The following is a 19,819-nucleotide window of genomic DNA, read 5'->3' on the forward strand; positions in this document are numbered from 1 at the left end:
TCTAACTATGTAAAACCCCTTCCAATCCAAGTTCGGGTATCATCCGCTGCAGTGAGGGGTGAAAACTGCCTGGAGTAAAGATAAACTTTTTGTCAAAAATCTGATCGAGGATGTAATAGCTCACCCAAAATTCATTGGTCAATTCAAAAACTGCAGGGTCAATGGGTTCGATTTTAGCTATGCTTTGTGCCCCTAATTCCTCAATTAGATGACGTAGGGTGGAGGTTTTTCGTTGCTCTCCTTCCAATTCGCCATACCCTCTCGAAGTGATCATGACATTTTTGAGTTCGATCAGGTTGAGGTTGATGATGTAAACCGCCCAATCTTCCCCTGATTCCGTTTCCGTTTTTGCAATCGCTAGTTTTACTCCAGTCACTGGAGAAAAATCAATGTCTTTCTTCATCCTTTAATAATCATTCAGACCCATTCCCATTCGAATAGATCAGCGAGGTGTTTTTTTACTTTTTCTTTAGCCTCAGCCTCATCCACATGATGGCCAAGTTCAAGGTGGAGGGATGTGACCGCTTTGTCGTCAATGCCGCAGGGGACGATATGGCCAAAATATTCCAAGTTTGCGTTGAGGTTGAATGCAAATCCATGCATGGTCACCCATCTACTAGATTTAACACCCATGGCACAAATTTTCCGTGGATTCTCCTGTTTGATATGATCGAGCCATACTCCTGTAAGTCCTTCGATTCGACCGGCTTCGACCTTGTATTCAGCAAGGGTTCGGATGATGGCTTCTTCCAAAAAACGGAGGTACTTGTGAATATCCGTGAAGAAGTTTTCCAAATCTAAAATGGGGTACCCCACCAATTGTCCCGGGCCATGATAGGTGATATCGCCACCCCGGTTGATCTTGTAAAATTTTGCCTGATGCTTTGCCAGACCTTTTTCATCCAGAAGTAGATTTTCTTGCTTTCCGCTTTTTCCCAAGGTATAGACGTGAGGATGTTCTACGAACAGCAGGTGGTTTTTACTGGTTTTTTGCTCGGAAAGTTCTGCTTTCCGATTTGCGATTTTCAGCTTGACTATCTCATCAAAAAGTGACTCTTGATAGTCCCAGGCGGCTTGGTAGTCCATGGGGCCTAGGTCTATGAAATTCACTTTTTTATTGATAACTTCATTCATAATTCTTTCTCCGAAGTTGAAGTAGAAACCTTGCTTTAGGTGCATTCGTTCGGATTTTTCAAAATTAATCAAATCTAGCATGGCTGAGCACAATGAGAGCGGAAAACGCGCTGAAGAGTTGGCATGTGAATGGTTAGTATCGAAAGGCTATGAGCTTTTGGAAAAAAACTATCGCTACAAGCATGCTGAAATTGATTTGATCATGAAGTATCAAGGATTGTTGATTTTCATTGAGGTCAAATTCCGATCTGGTACCGGCTATGGCTTTGCAGAGGAATTTGTGGACTACGGCAAAAAAAAGCTGATCGTAAAAGCCGCAGATGCCTATATTCATGAGATTGATTGGCATAAAGATATCAGATTTGATATTGTCGGCGTTTATAAAGACAAATCAGGAAACATTAATTTCAAACAGTTTGAAGATGCATTTTACTAACACCCGCCCCACGAAACTCTTTTTGCTTTGCCTGAGCTTTTTGATGATTTCAACCTTTGCAAATGCTCAAAGCAGTAAAAAAGACCAACAAATTATAGAGGACTCCCAAGAGGCCAAAGCGGAATTTTTGGAGGACGATCCCACTATGAGTGAGCTTTTTGAAAATGCTTATGGCTATATCATTTTACCCAATGTAGGTAAAGGCGGACTTGGAGTAGGAGGTGCAGCCGGAAATGGAGTGGCCTATGAGCAAGGCCAGTTTGTTGGATTTGCAAAGATGACTCAAATCACGATCGGCTTTCAGGCGGGAGGACAGGCCTACAGCGAGGTGGTGTTTTTTGAGGATGAAGAGTCTTGGGATAGATTCAAGACTGGAAAGATAGAAATGGCTGCACAGGTCTCTGCTGTAGCTGCTGCATCAGGTGCTTCCGCCAATGCCGAATATGTGGATGGCGTTGCGGTTTTTACTCGAACGAAGGGAGGGTTGATGTATGAGGCTTCAGTAGGAGGGCAGCAATTCAAATTCCGAGAGAATTAATTGGCTCTTTCGCTTCGATAGATCAAATTTCCATCCTTATCCCACTCGGCACGGATGTAGGGTCTAAAGTCATCCATGTAGGGTTCTTCTTGGTATTGAATCTCCCGCTTCCGAATAGCCCTCGCGTTGTTTGTGTCCCAATATTCTGTCCATAGACCAACTTTCTGCCCAAATTGGTACTCGCCAGTGACGGCTATTTGCTGATCTTCATAAAAGTGGAAAAAGTAGCCCTCTTCTAGTCCGTATTGAACAGGAATAATTTTTTCGATGGATTTACTGCTTTGATTATAATAGGTGATCCGTGACTCACGCGGCCACCCTTCTTCGAAATGATTCTTATCCTGAAGAACATTACGCTGATCAAATAGCATCCAGGTTTTGTGCTTCATGCCATAGTAATACATCCCGCTTTCTACTACCACATCATTGATTCTTCGCTCGTACGGACCGTGAAGAAGATAGCCTTGGCCAGGTTGATAATTTTCATTTTGAATACTCTTTTCACCCGGATCATACCAAAATACATCCCGAATGTACGGATCAGGTTGACGCTCGGCATCGGTGTAATTGAATAGTTCGACAATGTCTTGCCCTCTCAAATCCCTTCTGAGAAAGCCTCGTCGAGTTTTGATTCCGAAATAGATGTTTTTCCGAATTTTTTTCTTTTTGGCCTTTTTCTCCTCCTTTTCTTCCGAATCATCAAACAAAAGCAAAGGCATAGTTGTAGGAAGCAAGTAGGAATCCACTACTCCCGAGCTGTCTGGATCAGTTTTCTTTTCTTCAGTTTTTTGCCCAAAACACACGGATAGAGTACCCATGGTCAAAAGACTAAACAGAATGAATTGCTTCATACTCAATTAACGGTGATTTTCCTGCTGTATTCTCTTCAAAAATAACATTTCAAGATCAAATCTATCTGTTTGTTTAGAATTAATAATCTTCTGCCTATTTTTGAGGAATTTGTAAAAAAACCTATCAAAAAATGAATTCTATTCTATCAGATCGCATCTTGAACATGGAGGAATCCGCTACGCTAGCCATGGCAAAAAAGGCTCGCGAGTTGAAGTCCAAAGGTATTGATATCATCGGGCTTAGCCTAGGCGAGCCGGACTTTAAGACTCCTAAACATGTGCAAGAAGCAGCCAAGGATGCCATTGACGAGGGAAAATACTTTTCTTATCCCCCTGTAGCAGGCTATCAGGATCTGAGAGAAGCAATTGCTAAAAAACTAAGGGAAGAGAATAATATCTCTGAGGCTAAAGCCGAAAATATCGTCGTCTCTACCGGTGCGAAGCATTCCATCGCCAATACATTCATGTGTCTTTTGAACGAAGGTGATGAGGTAGTGATCTTCTCTCCGTATTGGGTGAGCTATGCAGAGATCATCAAGTTGGCAGGTGGCGTACCGGTCTTGATAGAGGGAACTTTGGAAAATAACTTCAAGGCTACCGCTCAGCAGCTAGAGGAAGCGATTACAGACAAAACCAAGGCGGTGATTTATTCCTCACCTTGCAATCCTACAGGTTCAGTCTTCAGTCAATCGGAACTTGAAGCAATAGCAGATGTGATTAAAAGTCATGAAGGTATCATGGTGATTGCGGACGAAATCTATGAACTTATCAACTTCACAGGCAAAAACTTCAGCATCGCCTCACTTCCGGGAATGTTTGATCGAACGATCACGGTCAACGGATTTTCAAAGGGATATGCAATGACAGGCTGGAGAGTTGGGTATATCTGTGCACCATTGGCAATTGCCAAAGCCTGTGAGAAAATCCAGGGACAATTTACTTCCGGTGGAACAGGCATTGCTCAGCGAGCAGCTTTGGCGGCAATCTCAGGAGATCAGTCTCCATCAAAAGAAATGGCTGAGGCCTATTTCAACAGAAGACAACTTGTTTTAGATCTACTTCAGGAAATCCCAGGTATCAAAACTCATATTCCTGAAGGAGCCTTTTATTTCTTCCCTGACGTAACTGCTTTTTTTGGAAAAACAGCGCACGGACATACTGTGAAGGATGCGGATGATTTGTGTCTTTACCTACTCGAAGTAGCAAATGTATCACTTGTGACTGGTGGGGCCTTTGGAGCTCCCAATTGTGTGAGATTGAGCTATGCTGCTTCGGAGGATGAATTGAAAGAAGCGCTAAAGCGAATTAAAAAGGCACTTGCGGAACTGGCCTAAGAGATTTAACCCCGGTAAGAACCGGGGTTATTTTTTTACAGCTTCATAAAAGTATATTTTTGTTCAAAATCTTACCCATGCCGCAGGTTCTTGTCATTACTCCCGTAAAAAATTCCATAGAAACCACTTTGGATACCGCCAGGGCCATTGCAAACTCGGATCTGGAAGTTCTTCACATTATTTTTAATGACTTCAGTTCGGAAGAGACAAAGCTGGAACTGGAGCGAAATAAGGATTCGATCAGCTATGAGTTAATTCATCTAGAAGATATCACGGATACGCCCTCCCCCAATTACAAATTGGTACTTCAGATGGCACAAAAGAAAGCCTTGGAACTTGGTCTTCCGCTTTTAGTAATCGAATCGGATGTGGTTGTCGAGAAGGATACAATTAGTAAGCTTTTGGCTCACCAGAAATCTCACTCCTCCTCAGGGCTGACAGGGTCAGTTACAGTGGATGAGTCAGGAGAGGTCAATTTTCCTTACCTTAAGTTTAAGGGGAGAAAGGAAGCCGAGATCAATACCCAACGAAGTCTCAGCTTTTGCTGCACACTTTTCTCGAAGGAGTTTTTGTCCGCATATGACTTTACAGGATTGGACGATGCAAAGGATTGGTATGATACCTTTATTTCTTCTAAGTCACTGGACTGTGGCTTCCAAAACTATGTTTTGATGGATGCCCCTGTATGGCACAGACCCCATGGAAGTAGACCTTGGAAACAATTGAAGTATAAAAATCCCCTCAAATACTACTTTTTGAAGTATTGGAAAGGTCTGGATAAGATTTAATTATTAATCAAAGAAAGGCTTAAATGCGTCCTCAGGGTATCGCATCGCTAAGGTATCTCGACCAAATTCCTTCAGGCTATAGCCTTGATTTTTTAGCATTTCATAGCATTCATCAAGGTCTTTTTGGCTGTGATTGACATTTTCAAAAATGATCGCTTTTGGGGTGTTTTTTGCTATGTCAAAAATCTTGATTACCTCCAGGTCAAAACCTTCCGCATCGATCTGTAAGAGATCAATCTGATTGATTTGGTATCGTTTGATAAGTGTATCGGGACAGACGACATCTACCCATTCAAAGCTGATCCGCTTTTCAGGTTCCTGCGGAATCGGGATCCCAAATTTCTTACAGTTTTTATCCACAATTCCGTTGTCAAAAAGCTCCTCGATTTTCTCTTTTGAAAAAGAAGCCAAGCCCGTAGCCCAACGCATATCGCTAAATCCGATTTTGTAGAGCTTCTGTTTACCGTCCTCTTTTCCTATTGCAGCGCAGATAGGGTGTAGCCCTTCATTCTTCTGGTAGATTCTTTTCAAATACTGATTAAAAACGGCTGGCTGAGGCTCCAAAAGTACCCCTTTCCACCTATCCCGCTTGATAAACTTATGGATGGGGTCATTGGTGATACCGTCATTTGCCCCCACCTGTATGACGGTAAAATCTCCTTTTTTTGAAAGTGAAAATTCAGAAAGAAATTCGGAAAGACTCCCTTTTTTGGGTTTGTACAAATTCCGATAGTAAGCCATGAAAAGCGGATTTTCATTGGCGCTTAGGGAGATTCTAAGGTCTTTGTAAAAGTTTTTGAAGCTGGATTTTATCGACATGGTGGAAATTGTGAGCAGCAAAATAAATCAATTCTTATTCTTTGAAAAACTTAGAGTCTTCCAAGCAATTTCATAAGTCTGTTGTAGGGTCTTGACCAAGTGCGCTGAAAACGGAGCGGGCCAAGTAATTCCTGTTCAAAAAAATCAGCATGTTTTTCATTCAGATAGGCGATTCGCTCTCGTTTTTTTTGATCTGTGCCTGTTCGCTTTCTTTTGCTGTTTGGGGTCAGTCGGTAAAAGAAACCCACCATGGGAAGTTGAGCTACTTCGCCTCCATTTTTTAGCATTTTGATCCAAAACTCCCAATCTTCCCTTCCCATGGTCATGTCTTCCGAAAATCCCCCCACTTCTTTCCAGTCCTTTTTTCGAAAAAGTGCTGATACAAAGATCATATTATCCCGTGCTAAAGCTCTTCTGGAAAAGGGTTTTAGGTTCCAATCTTTAAATCCGTTTTCGTCAAATTTCTTGCCTTTACAGTAAACGACTTTTACCGCTGGCCTTGAGATAAGAACTGAAACGGCTTTTGAAATGTACTGCGGATGGATCTTGTCATCCCCATCAAGTGGTAAAATAAAATCGCCCTTTGCCTGCCTGATTCCGGCATTTCTTGCACTTGCCACCCCAGCATTTTCTTGATCAATCACTTCTAACCCCTCATATTTTTCTAGAAGGGAAAGAGCGACTTGTAGACTTGAGTCCGTAGACCCATCATTAACTACAATTACTTCCAGCGGCCTGTGATCAGACTCGAAGGCTGATTGAATGGTTTCGGATAAATAACCGGCCTGGTTGTAACAAGGAATAATGACGGATACAATGGGTTTCTGTGGGTCCTGCATATAAATATCTGATGGATAGATGGGGATTTGTATTTCTGATAAAATTGTAATAATCACTCTCCTTTTTCAAAATAATCCAAATATTTATTTGCATTATTAAATTAACTCAGTAAATTTATTTCGGTGATTAAACAACTTTGTTAACTATTCTTTCAAATAACGAGGGGAAAAACCTCATTTTCGAACTCTAAATGTTTTGAAAAAATCCGGAATAGCCATCCGGATTTTTTCGTTTATTTGATTTCTAATGCAAAAAAGCTTCACCGGATTATTCAAATTTTGTACACTAATCGTCGTCTTTTGCCTTGGTAATTTGGCTTTAAAAGCTCAGACGTCTCAATATGATTCAGGCTATGTGGAAGTCAGCCCTGAGACTTTTTTATTGAGATTTTATTTTTCTAAAAAGTATTCCGATTTCTTAATTAATGCCCCGAATAGCTCTGATAAATTGATCTATCGGCCAAACTCCGGTAATAACCTTGGAATAGGTTTTACCTACCAGAAGTTTACTTTGAACATAGCCGGACCAGTTGGCTTTCTCAATCCAGACCGTCAAAGAGATTTTCCAGCCTACTTGGACCTTCAGGCTCACATCTACCCTCGGAAAATGATTGTGGATTTATTTGGGCAGTTCTACAATGGATTTGTGCTAAGTGCAGACCAACTGGCAGGCTCAGATGAAGATTATTTGAGACAAGATGTGAAAATGCGAAAGATCGGATTGAATTTTAACTATCTCCCAAATGGGGATAAGCTTTCAATCCAAGCGGCCTTCAACCAGTCCCAAATTCAAAAAAGATCCGCTTTTTCACCCTTTTACGGTTTTGAGATTTATGGGGGAAAGGTTTTTGGAGATTCTTTATTGGTTCCTGATTCTGAAGAATTGGCCTTTACCAATTTTCAGCAAGTGAATTATTTTCAATTCGGTCCAAATGCTGGACTTGCAGGCACTTTGGTTTTCGGAAATGGTTTTTTTCTTTCTGGTGTAGCTTCTGCCAATGTCAGTCTGGGTCATTCAAGATGGCAAAACGGGACTTCCACTCAGACTTGGAAAGTCTTTCCGACGTATTTCTTGAGAGGATTTTTTGGATATAACTCCAGGAGGTTTTCAATCAATGCTAATTACGTTTGGAAAAATCTTCCACTTGCAGAAGCGAGCCTTTTTGACCAATCCATTAACACGGGAAACTATCGGATCAATTTGATCTACAAGTTTGCAGTCGGGAAAAACTTCGAAAGGAAATTTCAGAAAATCAATCCTATGAGATTGATATCCAAGGATTAACCGCATTCTCTCTTTAGCATTCCGATTTGGCCTGTACTAATTTCTCGCTTCATGAGGTTGATTTCTATGAATCTTAATTTTTTCTCATCCCCATTTAATTTAGCTTTGGGTCAATCAAAATTTTATAAAAATGGATAATCGCTTTGGAATCTCTTCTGCTCTTGAAAGGCTAGGTATCAAATCTGAAAATCTTGGATCTTCGACTGGTGAAAACTGGCTGGATTCCGGTCAAGCCTATTTTTCATCTGATTCACCCGTTGATGGGAAATCTATCGCAAAGGTTCAAGAAGCTAATTCTGAGACCTATGAGCAGATTATTTCTACAGCACAGATTGCTTTTGAAAAGTGGAGACTTGTCCCAGCACCCCAGCGAGGTGAGATCGTCCGGGAGATTGGAAATGCCCTGAGAGAAGTTAAGGCTGATCTAGGAAAACTGGTTTCCTTTGAAATGGGCAAATCCTACCAAGAAGGTCTCGGGGAGGTTCAGGAGATGATCGATATATGTGACTTTGCAGTGGGGCTTTCCAGACAATTGTATGGGTTGACCATGCATTCAGAGCGTCCGGGACATCGGATGTATGAGCAATGGCATCCATTAGGGATTGTAGGGATTATTTCAGCTTTCAATTTTCCTGTTGCTGTTTGGTCATGGAATACGGCTTTAGCCTGGGTCTGCGGTGACGTTACTGTATGGAAGCCTTCGGAAAAGGCGCCACTTTCAGGGATAGCTTGTCAGCATATCGTGGCAAAAATTTTCAAAAAGCATGGAATGCCTGAGGGAATTTCCTCCCTGATTATAGGCGACTACAAAGTAGGAGAAATGCTTTCTCATGATTCCCGTGTTCCGCTAGTTTCGGCTACAGGTTCTACCCGAATGGGAAAACTGGTCGGTAAGGCAGTAGGAGAGCGGCTTGGTAGATCCCTGCTAGAACTTGGGGGTAATAATGCAATTATCATCACCGAAAACGCAGATATGGATATGGCTATTCGAGGTGCTCTTTTCGGGGCAGTAGGCACTGCGGGACAGCGATGCACCAGTACACGTCGTCTGATCATTCAGGAGAACGTATTTGATGAGGTAGCAAAGCGGTTGGCTTCCGCTTACAGCAAGTTGGTGATTGGTAACCCACTGGACGAAAAAAACCACGTAGGGCCGCTAATCGACAAAGATGCTGTCAAAATGTATGAAGCGGCCATCGAAAAGGTCAAGGCTGAAGGAGGGAAGGAAATCGTAGGAGGGGGAGTGTTGTCTGGAGAAGGATATGAGTCAGGTTGCTATGTCAAACCTGCGATCTTTGAAGCAGAAAACCATTATGAAATCGTACAGCATGAGACTTTTGCACCAATTCTTTATTTGATTAAATACAAAACTATTGCAGAGGCAATTGCCATTCAAAATGGTGTTCCTCAAGGATTGTCTTCGGCGATCATGACTACCAATATGCGTGAAGCGGAGGCTTTTCTTTCGGCCGCAGGTTCTGACTGTGGAATTGCCAATGTCAATATTGGTACTTCAGGAGCTGAAATTGGAGGTGCTTTTGGAGGTGAGAAAGAAACTGGTGGAGGTCGAGAGTCAGGTTCCGATGCCTGGAAAGCTTATATGCGTCGACAGACCAATACGATCAATTATTCTACCGCGCTACCTTTGGCGCAAGGAATTAAGTTTGATATTTGATCATACAACTAATCTGAATCAAAGTCCTCGATACAAGTTTATCGAGGACTTTTTTCTATTAGTGGAGATTCATCGATTGCTTTTTCATAGTGAGTTTTGAATCTGCCCAGAGTTTGATCATGAAGTAGATAGGTCAAGATTAATTCATTTTCCGTCAATTTGATGATTTTTGCTTGAAGTACTTTAGGTTGAAACTGGGACGTCCAGGTGATGACAGAATCGGCTTCCCTTACATTCCAAATGGATTTTTCCTGAAGAATATTTTTGCCATCCAAGACAGTCGAAGTCATTGAGTCTAGGCTAAAGAAATTTTTAAAAGACTGATCATGAAACCTCTCCATCAACTCAAAAAACGCCTCCTGTTGGTCTTCAGGTTGATTTTGGGATTCAGGAGCATTGATAAAAAACTCAAAGCCTTCATCCTTGGTTAGTTTCCATTTACCAAGAAGCTTGGTATCGAGGCCCTGTGAGCAAGTGTCTGAAAAAATGAAAAACAAGCAAATGGTAGATAGAAAATAATTCATCATGGTTTTCTGGTTTTAAAAAGTAGTCGGGGAAAAGCTAGTTTATAGGACATAGATGATGATTTTTTCGTGTATAGCTTTTTAGAATACAATTCCATAATATCTCATGGCAAATGGTCTTTATTTGCTGGATTGAAAAATGTTCTCTAATTGAGAGAAACTTTTTTAAGGTTTTTGCAAAAATATTTCTCTTAATATCAGTGGTTTAAGAAAAATGTTAATTTGGCTATTTGCTGATTTAAAAATTGAGTATACATTTGCAGTCCCATTCGGAAAGCAAATGGGAGCTTAGCTCAGTTGGTTCAGAGCATCTGCCTTACAAGCAGAGGGTCGGGGGTTCGAATCCCTCAGCTCCCACATTTAATTTTCTTTTCCCATTAGGGAGCTTAGCTCAGTTGGTTCAGAGCATCTGCCTTACAAGCAGAGGGTCGGGGGTTCGAATCCCTCAGCTCCCACACCCACAAATCGCCTCGAAGAAATTCGGGGCTTTATTGTTTATATTGCTTGGCTCTTTTTTGTTTCACTCTAAATTAACCATCACCCCAGCTCGAAACCACCGGCCGGGCATTTGGACAGTTCCAGCCTCAATATAGTCTGCATTGGTGATATTAGATATTTCAGTAAATAGCCCCACTTTTCCGGCACGATTATAATCTACTCGCATGTCCAATAGAAAATACGGATCTAAGCTCATCCGTTCGGTATACCGCATTTTGGTGTTCCATTCAATTTTTTTACCGACCCCAATCAAGGCGCCGCCTATTACCTGATTTCTCAAAGCAGTCAGGGCGTATCTGGTTTCTACTCCCTCCTGAGGGGTTAGGCTGGCATCTATATAATTGTAGGAAAATTGAACTTCCTTTAGGAAGAGCAGTTGATTTTTTGGTTGGAAACGGTAAGAAAGGGCAAATTCTATCCCTTCGAATTTGACTGCATTGAAGTTTTGGGGTTGCCATGGACTTTCTGAATCGGTTCGCGTCCACTCGATCAGATTATCAGTGTTCCTCTGGAAATAAACCAGCTCAGCGAAAAATCCTCCCTTGATCCATTTTGAGCCAATTTCAAAATTACCGGCTTCCTCAGGCAGAAGCTCAGCGTTTCCGATGTTAGTTGGGCCGACGTAATAAAGATCCGTATAGGTGGGGATTCGGAAGCTATTGCCAATACTAGAATAAAATCGAAGAAACTCGCTGGCCTGAAATCCAAGTTCTGCTCCAGGAAAATGCTTCCATCCCCAGTCATCGAAATAATTGCTGTATACTCCCGCTCTGAAGTCAACTTTGTCTCCAAGTTGGATAAGATGCTCCAAAAACAATCCTCCAAGTGTACGGTCACGATTGCCTAGATTGTTGCTTTCCAGTCTTTCTTCTCTTATTTCCAGTCCAAATCCAGTTTTTCCCAATTTTGACTCGATGCTTCCATTGATTTCAGCAGCATAAGTATTCGAGGTGTGGAAGTTTTGAAAAAATTCAGGCTCATTTCTTCTCAGACGGTATTCGTCTTTGTTTTGACGCCAATATACTCGAGACAATAGATTGAATGCGTTTTTTGAATAGCGATGACTCAAAGCTCCCAGAGTTGTCTGTAGACTTTCCCATTGATCCGGAAATGCGGAGGTGTAAAATCCATTAGCTCCGAAACTCCTGTCCGCGTAGGCAAGCATTCCTCGGAATTCATGGTGCTCATTCAATTCCAAGCCACCCTCATAAAACAGATTGGTAACTTGATAATCCGAGTTGTACCAGTGACCATTCGAATCATCATAGGATGCACTGATGTTTTGACGGTATTTTCCGGTTGGAAGGGAGGCCGCCATTGTCAGTCCCTTCATTCCAAAATCACCTGCATATCCTTGTAAGCGTAGACTTTTTTGATCAGAAAGTTCCGTAATCACATTGACGGCTCCTGCATAGGCATTCTGACCAAAAATCCTGGCTCCAGGTCCTTTAAGAACTTCCACACGATCGATATTGATCATGGGTACTGGAATATTCATCATGTGATGGCCCGTTTGAGGGTCGGTCAGTTTGATCCCATTCAAAAGCATCAAGGTCTGATTGAAAGATCCTCCTCTGATTCCGACATCTGCCTGCACTCCGGAAACTCCACGCTGTCTGACGTCTACCCCTGGCACGAATGTCAATACTTCTTGCAGGCTACGAGCCGGAGTGGTTTCGAGCTGAGGTTTGGTTACGACAGAGATGTTTCGACTTTGCTTGGAAAATGGGATTTGGATTCGGTTTTCCTGAATCACGATTTCATCCAATTCCTGTGATAAGCTATCCTGTTGACTGTAAACTTTCCCGAAGGAAAGCAAAAGAATAATTAATGAAAATTGTAATCTCATTTTTTGATTTGCGTAATAGTGAGGCAAATTTGAGCTCAAAAACTAAAGAATCCTATTTTTAGACCCATGTAAAAAATCGTTAATCTCTATCATCTATTGTAAAATTAGCTTGAGGATAGCGATAGAGTCCTTAATTTTAAAGCTTTAAAAAATCGAAAAATTATGATCAAAAAATTATTCTTAGGTCTGGTACTTACTAGTAGCCTTGGCATGAGCAATGTGATAGCTCAACAAGGTCTGGATAATAACCAGGCTGACTTTGGAGAATTTATGAATCGCAAGGGTACCTATACCCGGACGGCTTCTGGTAAGCCAAGCGAAAATTACTGGCAAAATGCCGCCAACTATCAAATTGAAGTTACGCTAAACGAAGAGGAGCACGTCCTTGCAGGAAAAGTAACCATCGACTATATCAACAACAGCCCGGAGGAATTGGATTTTGTCTGGTTGCAGCTGGAGCAAAACCGATTCACTGAGGATTCACGTGGTACTTTAACTACACCAATTCAAGGTAATCGCTACAATGGTGATACCGATGGAGGCTATGAAATCTCCGCTGTCCAGGCGAAAGTTGGGAAAAAAGGCAATGTGTCTTCCAAGTATTTGATTTCAGATACCCGTATGCAGGTTTGGTTCGATGAGCCTATTCCAGCAAAGGGAGGAACTGCTACCATCTCCATGAATTTTTCCTTCAAAGTACCTCAAAAAGGTATGGATCGAATGGGAAGGCTAGAGGTTGAGGATGGCTGGATTTATGCCTTTGCGCAGTGGTATCCCAAAGTGGCAGTCTTTGATGATATCGAAGGATGGAATGTGGAGCCTTACCTAGGTGCGGGAGAGTTTTACCTGGAATATGGAAATTTTGATTACAAGGTGACAGTCCCTTATGATCACATCGTAGTGGGAAGTGGGAAATTAATGAATCCGAAGGAGGTCCTTTCTTCGGAATTGATGGACCGATACGAAAAGGCTCAGAATAGCGACGAGACTTTATACTTGGTCTCTCCTGAAGAGATTCAAAACACAGAATTGACCCGCCCAAAGCAGGAGGGAATGATTACTTGGCATTTTCAGATCCAAAATTCTCGTGATATAGCCTTTGCTAGCTCCAAAACATTCATTTGGGATGCTGCTAAAATCAACCTTCCAAGTGGAAAGACTATTTTAGCTCAATCTGTCTATCCAAAGGAATCTGACGGAGAAGAAGCTTGGTCCCGTTCCACGGAGTATTCCAAGGCTTCAATTGAGCATTACTCGGAGATGTGGTATGAATTTCCATACGATGCCGCTACCAATGTGGCTGCAGATATTGGTGGAATGGAATATCCAGGCTTGAACTTCTGCCGCTACACTTCAAAGGGTGAAGGTCTTTGGGGAGTGACTGACCATGAGTTTGGACACAACTGGTTCCCGATGATTGTGGGGAATAATGAGCGTCGCTATGCTTGGATGGATGAGGGCTTTAATACCTTTATCAATCACTACAGCACCCTAGCTTTCAATGATGGAGAATATCCTTCGACACTGAATCAGACTCGTCGATTCAATAATTACTTCCTCAATGAAAATCGGGAAGGAATCGATACCTATCCAGATGTAGCAAATACCTCCAACTTGGGTATGGTAGCATACATGAAGCCAGCGATTGGTTTGATTATGCTTCGGGAATATGTGCTTGGTGCAGAGCGATTTGACAATGCCTTCCGATCCTATATCGAAACTTGGGCCTACAAGCATCCTCAGCCAACCGACTTCTTCAATCACATGGAAAATGTAGCTGGCGAAAATCTTTCTTGGTTCTGGCAGGGATGGTTTTATGGAAATGGAAATATCGATTTGGGCTTAAATGCCGTGGTTCCTTACGCAGGGAATTATGTAGCCGTAATCAACAATAAAGGAGACATTCCAATGCCGGTACTCTTGGAAATAGAATTTGAAGATGGTAGCAAGGAGCGTCAAATGCTACCTGTGGAGATCTGGCAGCGTGGAGATACTTGGAATCATTTGATTAAGACCACCAAGAAAGTGAAGTCTGTGGTGATTGATCCAGACAAAGTGCTTCCGGATATTAATCTAGGGAATGATAGCTGGCCACAGCCAATCTATGAGGATTAAATACCCGATTTGATAAAAACTAGAAGCCCGATCAGTTCATAGCTGATCGGGCTTTTTAGATTATATCCACTTTTCTGTCAGAAACAAGGGGGAGAGACTAGAATAACCTCAAATGTTCAGCTTCTGGAAGCTACGTGCTTCAAACTTCCAACTTCCAACCAGAGGAGTTAAGAAAATAGGCTACTGCCTGAAGTACGTTTATTCACAAAGACTAAAAGTCATCATTGATTTCCAGCCAATATCCATCTGGATCTTGAATGTAAATCTGTCTGACTCCATCAGGTCTAGTGGTAATCTGTCCTTTTTTTCCTGGCCAATCCTCAAATGGATAATCGGTAGCTTTGAGTCGCTGAATAAAACTGTCCATATCAGACATGCTGAAGCAAAGATGATTGGTTTTGGATATTTCGGTAGGAACTCGATCAGCCTCGATCAAATGCAAAGCTGCCCCTCCACCGATATTGTACCAAGCGTGTAAACCGTCTTTGAAAGGTTCATCAATTTCTTGTAAGTCCAAAATGGATTGGTAGAAGGCCATGCTCTTTTCCAGATCAGAAACATGCACGGCAATATGATTGACTTTGATTTGAGCAGATAGGGGGATTGACATGGCCAAGGATAGAGCTAACAAAAGAATGAAAACTTTCATAAATAGTTAATTTGAGTTTTCTCAAGATAGGCCTAATCTGAACGAAAGCAAAAAGGACCAACCTTAAACCTAAGGTTGGTCCTTTTATTTATAATTTCACAATCGGCTTATTCTTCTTCTGCCATTTCGCTAAGATCAGTAGCCATGGCAATTCTTTCTGCTTCATCGAATAGTTTGATGGCTTGCTGATAGACTTCGTTGATGTCATTGATGACCATGTAGAATGCATCATCATCATAAATCTGACGACCCAAATGTGCTTTCACCAGTACCTTGAGATAATCTACTGATTCATTAAAGTCCTTTGAGTCAAATTTGACTTTATTCTTTTCTCCCACTGCTACCAAGTCTTTCAGCATGGCATCACTGACTTCGAAGTCTCTATAATATTCCTCCAAGCTCATGTCTGAAAACTTATCCTTGTTCTTGTTGGTGTAATCCAAAATGAACTCTCTTGAGGAATCGGAGTTGAAAAGCCTGCTTACATAAGCTGAAGAATAGGTGGTGTCTAGCGGCACAAAATAATCAGGCATGATTCCACCTCCGCCATATACGATTCTACCTTTTGTGGTTTCGTATTTCAGGCTATCATTGAACTTGATGCTATCAGCAGAGAAAAACTCTCCATGCTCGAAGCGCTCCATCCAATCTCGCTCATAGGCTTCATAGTCTGGTCCGTAAGGCTTTTGAATCGATCTTCCTGAAGGAGTGAAATACCTGGCTATGGTAAGTCTGAGTTCTGCGCCATCAGATAAGTCGATAGGCATTTGTACAAGTCCTTTACCAAATGATCTCCGGCCCACGATCAAACCGCGATCATTATCCTGAATTGCGCCGGCAAGAATCTCAGATGCTGAGGCGGAACCCTCATTCACCAATACGATTACGGAGCCATTTTCAAACAAACCAGGTCTGAAGGCATAGGCTTTCTGGCTGTACTGTTCTACTTTTCCTTCTTGGGAAACTATCAGAGCCCTATCCCCAAGGATTTCATCTGCGATATTGATAGCAGCCCCCATGTAGCCCCCCGGATTTCCCTGAAGGTCTATAATGAGTTTTTTCATTCCTTGATTTTTCAAGTCTGTGATAGACTCTTGAAATTCGTTGTAGGTCGTAGCGGCAAATCGGGTGATTTTCACATAGCCGATTTCATCGTTGACCATGTATGAGGCATTAATGCTGTATTGAGGGATTTTGTCGCGGGTGATTTCGTAAGTGATGAGTTCAGGCTGATTTTTACGTTTGATGTCTACCACGACTTTAGATCCTTTTGGTCCACGCAATAGGTCAAACACATCTCGATTCGTAATACCTGTCCCAGCTACTGTTTCTCCATCTACATTGATGATTTGGTCTCCAGATTGGATCCCCAATGCCTCCGAAGGGCCTCCCGTGAGCGGAGCAACCACATAAATGGTATCACGGATGATCCCAAACTCTACACCAATTCCATCAAATTCACCATCAAGCTGCGATTGAGCCAGAGTAGCATCCCTTGCCGGTATATAGCTAGAGTGTGGATCAAGATTCTCGAGCATTTTGGTTATCCCATATTCGACCAAATCATTGGTATTGACACTATCGACATAATCTCGATTGATGTATGTCATGATCTCTTGCATTTTGTATAATGCTGCTCGGAGATCATTCTGATTGTTTTCGGGTTCGGCAAAAGTGGCACCAATCCAAATACCTGCCGAGATGGCCAGGGCTAGGAAAATGGGTAGGCGAATTTGAGATTTTGAGTTTTTTGTATGGCTCACGTTAAAGTTGGTTTTATTATTCTAAACACCTGATAAACGATGGTGTTTCTTCCAATAAACAGAAATTTATGATAATCCTAAACAAGGATTATACGAATGTAACTGATATTGGGATGGAATTGTCTCCATTATTCTGTTAAAAATAATTATTTTTGTCCAATGCAAGACCCCCAAAAGCTTAATAAAACATCTTTGGAAGACTTAGTCTCCCATAATTATGTTTTTGCTTCTGTCTTGCATTACTTTGGGATCAGTTTTTATCAATATCCAGCTGACTCTCTGGAACATGTCTGTAAAAAGCATAAAGTTAATCCCAATCAATTAATAGCAGAGCTCGAATCATGGGCACTGCATCAGGAGCCAACGCCAGAGCAACTTTATCTGAATCCGATCGAAGTCTTGGTCGCTTACCTGAAGAAAAAGCACTACTACTTTGTACGACAAGAACTCCCCTTCTTATCCAATATGATTAGTGGAGTAAAGCCAGAACCTGGTTTTGAAGCGCTCATGGCTGATTTGAAGATTATGTTTCCGCTTTTTGTGGAGGATTTCATTCATCACATCCATGAGGAGGAAAGCAGGCTTTTCAAAAGAATTGAGCTATTGCAGGATGTGGAAGATGGGAATTTTGCGCTGCATGATGCTGTGACCATTTTAGAAAAAGACCCTGTGAGACTTCTGGCCGAGCAGCATGAAATCCATGATGATGAGATGGAAGGTATTCGAAAACTCACCAATGATTATTCACTGGAAGAGTCGGCTCCTTTAACCATGAAAGTACTTTTTCACGAGCTTCAAAATTTTGAAAGGGAACTCACCATCCATGCTCAGATCGAAGATGAATTACTTTTTCCCAAGGCCGTGGAATTGGAGAAGGAAGTTCTAAGAAGAATTTATCAAAAAATACGAACTAACTAATGCCTAGAATTTTGGCGATTGACTTGGGTTCCAAACGGACTGGGCTTGCCGTGACTGATCCATTGCAGCTAGTGGCAAATCCACTTGAAACTATCCCTACGCAAGACTTGTTGCCCTTCTTGAAAAAATATACTTCGAGCGAAGAAATCGAGGCGATTGTTCTAGGTCTTCCTCGAAACCTTCAAGGTGAGGCCACCCAAATGACAAAGCCCGTTTACGATCTCAAAGCTAATTTGGAAAGTGAATTTCCGGCTATTTCCATTCATCTCATGGACGAGCGATTTACTTCAAAAATGGCTATGCAGTCCATGATTTCGATGGGTAGTAAGAAAAAAGACAGACGAGAGAAGTCGGGTAACCTCGATAAAATAAGTGCAACTATCATATTACAATCCTTTCTATCACAAAAATGATTTATCCAATCGTATCATACGGTAACCCCATCCTCACCAAAGAAGCTGAAGACATAGAGGAGGGCAAAGACCTGAAAGAGTTCATCGACTCGATGTTCGCTACCATGGATCATGCAAATGGTGTAGGCCTAGCTGCACCCCAAATCAATCAAGGCGTAAGACTTTTTGTGATTGACAGCAGCTTGATGCTGGATGAGGATGACTCTGAAAAAGGGATCAGAAGAGCATTTATCAATCCGATACTTTTGGATGAATACGGCGACGACTACGGATTTGAAGAGGGTTGCTTGAGTATTCCTGATGTGCGTGCAGAAATCATCCGCCCAGAGAAATTGACATTGGAATACTATGATGAAAACTGGAATCTGAAGGAGGAAGAGTTTTCTGGAATGACCGCCCGTGTGATTCAGCATGAATACGATCATTTGGAAGGGATTCTTTTTGTTGATTACCTCAAAGGATTGAAAAAAAGACTTCTCAAGTCAAAATTGATCGATATCAGTAAAGGGAAGGTTCCTACAGACTATCGAATGATTTACCCTCTCAAATGATCCAAAATCCCAAACTGACTTTAGCCCTCGTACAGACTGATCTTTATTGGAAGGATAAGGTAGCAAACCTTGCCATGCTCGAAGAGAAACTCTGGCAAATGGAAGAATCGGTTGATCTGATTTTGCTCCCGGAGATGTTTCCTACGGGCTTTACCATGGATGTGGAGGAAGTTAGTGAACCCATGAATTTTCATGTGTGTAGATGGATGCAGCAGCTTGCAGCGCAGAAGAAAGCTGTGATTGCTGGAAGTGTGATTATTCGTGATGGGAAAAATTATTTCAACCGCCTGCTGTGGGTTCAGCCTGATGGGAAGATATCTTCCTATGATAAACGCCATTTGTTTCGCATGGCTGAAGAGCATCATTATTTTTCTGCCGGAACCGATCTTCCAATTTTTGAACTGAATGGTTGGAGAATTTGCCCTCAAATCTGTTATGATTTGAGATTCCCGGTTTGGTCTCGTAACCGAATGGGAGAGTCAAGAATGGACTACGATTTGATTTTTTATGTAGCTTCTTGGCCTGCTGTACGTACTTCTGCCTGGAATGCTTTGCTTCCTGCTAGAGCTATTGAAAACCTGGCCTATTCTGTGGGTTTAAATCGATTAGGTACAGATGGAAACCAAATTCCCTATGTTGGACATTCGGTAGTTTACGATTTCAAAGGAGAAAGATTGTTGGATTTGGGAGAAAAGGAACTGATTTCCACTATTGAGTTGGATAAAGCTAACCTGGATGGCTATCGCAAAAAATTTCCAGCATGGACAGATGCGGATAACTTTAAGTTGCTTTAAGTTATTCTTTGATTTTTCCCTGAATTCCACGACCGGAATTTGAAAG

Annotated in this window: 20 protein-coding genes and 2 tRNA genes; 13 read left to right on the forward strand and 9 right to left on the reverse strand. The window is 41.9% G+C overall.

The window, feature by feature from the left end; translation table 11 throughout:
* Window position 1: 1 nt before the first annotated feature.
* Window positions 2-403 (reverse strand): hypothetical protein, encoded by a 402-nt coding sequence (locus G457_RS0113320; RefSeq protein WP_026946924.1) that lies wholly within the window; start codon window positions 401-403, stop codon window positions 2-4.
* A 14-nt stretch (window positions 404-417) separates the two neighbouring features.
* On the reverse strand, window positions 418-1,134 hold the full coding sequence (gene lipB, locus G457_RS0113325; RefSeq protein WP_026946925.1) for a lipoyl(octanoyl) transferase LipB: 717 nt from the start codon (window positions 1,132-1,134) through the stop codon (window positions 418-420).
* A gap of 79 nt (window positions 1,135-1,213) precedes the next feature.
* On the opposite strand from lipB, the gene G457_RS0113330 reads away from it, so the two are divergent.
* A complete protein-coding gene (locus tag G457_RS0113330; RefSeq protein ID WP_026946926.1) occupies window positions 1,214-1,570 on the forward strand; it encodes a YraN family protein in 357 nt (118 codons plus the stop codon).
* Window positions 1,557-2,108: a lipid-binding SYLF domain-containing protein gene (locus G457_RS21495; protein ID WP_051260825.1), complete on the forward strand. Its 552-nt coding sequence runs from the start codon at window positions 1,557-1,559 to the stop codon at window positions 2,106-2,108. Before G457_RS0113330 ends, G457_RS21495 begins: the two co-directional genes overlap by 14 nt.
* Here G457_RS21495 and G457_RS0113340 read toward each other — a convergent pair.
* Window positions 2,105-2,959, reverse strand: coding sequence for a toxin-antitoxin system YwqK family antitoxin (locus G457_RS0113340; protein ID WP_026946927.1), 855 nt, complete (start codon window positions 2,957-2,959; stop codon window positions 2,105-2,107). The two genes, G457_RS21495 and G457_RS0113340, sit on opposite strands and share 4 nt — an antisense overlap.
* A 131-nt stretch (window positions 2,960-3,090) precedes the next feature.
* Between G457_RS0113340 and G457_RS0113345 the strand changes: the two genes are divergently transcribed.
* On the forward strand, window positions 3,091-4,293 hold the full coding sequence (locus tag G457_RS0113345) for a pyridoxal phosphate-dependent aminotransferase (RefSeq protein WP_026946928.1): 1,203 nt from the start codon (window positions 3,091-3,093) through the stop codon (window positions 4,291-4,293).
* Window positions 4,294-4,370: 77 nt separating this feature from the next.
* Window positions 4,371-5,081, forward strand: coding sequence for a glycosyltransferase family A protein (locus G457_RS0113350; RefSeq protein WP_026946929.1), 711 nt, complete (start codon window positions 4,371-4,373; stop codon window positions 5,079-5,081).
* Between the two features lie 3 nt (window positions 5,082-5,084).
* Here G457_RS0113350 and G457_RS0113355 read toward each other — a convergent pair whose 3' ends face one another.
* Together G457_RS0113355 and G457_RS0113360 are read right to left on the reverse strand one after the other, a co-directional pair.
* Window positions 5,085-5,900 carry an FkbM family methyltransferase gene (locus G457_RS0113355; protein WP_026946930.1) on the reverse strand — a complete coding sequence of 272 codons (816 nt, stop codon included), beginning with the start codon at window positions 5,898-5,900 and terminating at the stop codon, window positions 5,085-5,087.
* A gap of 50 nt (window positions 5,901-5,950) precedes the next feature.
* Window positions 5,951-6,739: a glycosyltransferase family 2 protein gene (locus G457_RS0113360; protein ID WP_026946931.1), complete on the reverse strand. Its 789-nt coding sequence runs from the start codon at window positions 6,737-6,739 to the stop codon at window positions 5,951-5,953.
* A 247-nt stretch (window positions 6,740-6,986) separates the two neighbouring features.
* On the opposite strand from G457_RS0113360, the gene G457_RS0113365 reads away from it, so the two are divergent.
* Together G457_RS0113365 and amaB are read left to right on the forward strand one after the other, a co-directional pair.
* A complete protein-coding gene (locus G457_RS0113365) occupies window positions 6,987-8,024 on the forward strand; it encodes a DUF4421 domain-containing protein (protein ID WP_026946932.1) in 1,038 nt (345 codons plus the stop codon).
* A 130-nt stretch (window positions 8,025-8,154) separates the two neighbouring features.
* Window positions 8,155-9,699 (forward strand): L-piperidine-6-carboxylate dehydrogenase, encoded by a 1,545-nt coding sequence (gene amaB, locus G457_RS0113370; protein ID WP_026946933.1) that lies wholly within the window; start codon window positions 8,155-8,157, stop codon window positions 9,697-9,699.
* A 38-nt stretch (window positions 9,700-9,737) separates the two neighbouring features.
* Here amaB and G457_RS0113375 read toward each other — a convergent pair whose 3' ends face one another.
* Window positions 9,738-10,226: a hypothetical protein gene (locus G457_RS0113375; RefSeq protein WP_026946934.1), complete on the reverse strand. Its 489-nt coding sequence runs from the start codon at window positions 10,224-10,226 to the stop codon at window positions 9,738-9,740.
* Window positions 10,227-10,505: 279 nt separating this feature from the next.
* Between G457_RS0113375 and G457_RS0113380 the strand changes: the two genes are divergently transcribed.
* Together G457_RS0113380 and G457_RS0113385 are read left to right on the forward strand one after the other, a co-directional pair.
* Window positions 10,506-10,580: transfer RNA gene (locus tag G457_RS0113380), tRNA-Val, on the forward strand.
* Between the two features lie 23 nt (window positions 10,581-10,603).
* A tRNA-Val gene (locus tag G457_RS0113385) sits at window positions 10,604-10,678 on the forward strand.
* Between the two features lie 65 nt (window positions 10,679-10,743).
* On the opposite strand, the gene G457_RS0113390 is transcribed toward G457_RS0113385, so the two are convergent.
* Window positions 10,744-12,570, reverse strand: coding sequence for a TonB-dependent receptor plug domain-containing protein (locus tag G457_RS0113390; RefSeq protein WP_026946935.1), 1,827 nt, complete (start codon window positions 12,568-12,570; stop codon window positions 10,744-10,746).
* 162 nt (window positions 12,571-12,732) lie between these two features.
* Here G457_RS0113390 and G457_RS0113395 point away from each other — a divergent pair, with 162 nt between their 5' ends.
* Window positions 12,733-14,685 carry a M1 family metallopeptidase gene (locus G457_RS0113395; RefSeq protein WP_035483894.1) on the forward strand — a complete coding sequence of 651 codons (1,953 nt, stop codon included), beginning with the start codon at window positions 12,733-12,735 and terminating at the stop codon, window positions 14,683-14,685.
* 211 nt (window positions 14,686-14,896) lie between these two features.
* Here the strand turns inward: G457_RS0113395 and G457_RS0113400 are convergent, their stop codons facing one another.
* Together G457_RS0113400 and G457_RS0113405 are read right to left on the reverse strand one after the other, a co-directional pair.
* Window positions 14,897-15,334 carry a VOC family protein gene (locus G457_RS0113400; RefSeq protein WP_026946937.1) on the reverse strand — a complete coding sequence of 146 codons (438 nt, stop codon included), beginning with the start codon at window positions 15,332-15,334 and terminating at the stop codon, window positions 14,897-14,899.
* 107 nt (window positions 15,335-15,441) lie between these two features.
* Complete coding sequence (locus G457_RS0113405; RefSeq protein ID WP_035483897.1) at window positions 15,442-17,097, reverse strand: S41 family peptidase; 1,656 nt, start codon at window positions 17,095-17,097, stop codon at window positions 15,442-15,444.
* Window positions 17,098-17,256: 159 nt separating this feature from the next.
* On the opposite strand from G457_RS0113405, the gene G457_RS0113410 reads away from it, so the two are divergent.
* The 4 genes from G457_RS0113410 to G457_RS0113425 are packed head-to-tail and all read left to right on the forward strand — an operon-like array spanning window position 17,257 to window position 19,773.
* A complete protein-coding gene (locus tag G457_RS0113410) occupies window positions 17,257-18,015 on the forward strand; it encodes a hemerythrin domain-containing protein (protein WP_026946939.1) in 759 nt (252 codons plus the stop codon).
* Window positions 18,015-18,428: a Holliday junction resolvase RuvX gene (ruvX, locus tag G457_RS0113415; protein WP_026946940.1), complete on the forward strand. Its 414-nt coding sequence runs from the start codon at window positions 18,015-18,017 to the stop codon at window positions 18,426-18,428. The genes G457_RS0113410 and ruvX overlap by 1 nt, the downstream gene beginning before the upstream one ends.
* Window positions 18,425-18,979, forward strand: a complete 555-nt coding sequence (gene def, locus G457_RS0113420) for a peptide deformylase (protein WP_026946941.1) — start codon at window positions 18,425-18,427, stop codon at window positions 18,977-18,979. Before ruvX ends, def begins: the two co-directional genes overlap by 4 nt.
* Window positions 18,976-19,773 (forward strand): amidohydrolase, encoded by a 798-nt coding sequence (locus G457_RS0113425; RefSeq protein WP_026946942.1) that lies wholly within the window; start codon window positions 18,976-18,978, stop codon window positions 19,771-19,773. Before def ends, G457_RS0113425 begins: the two co-directional genes overlap by 4 nt.
* Window positions 19,774-19,819 lie beyond the last annotated feature (46 nt).

It is taken from the genome of Algoriphagus marincola DSM 16067, assembly GCF_000429405.1.
Lineage (GTDB): Bacteria > Bacteroidota > Bacteroidia > Cytophagales > Cyclobacteriaceae > Algoriphagus > Algoriphagus marincola.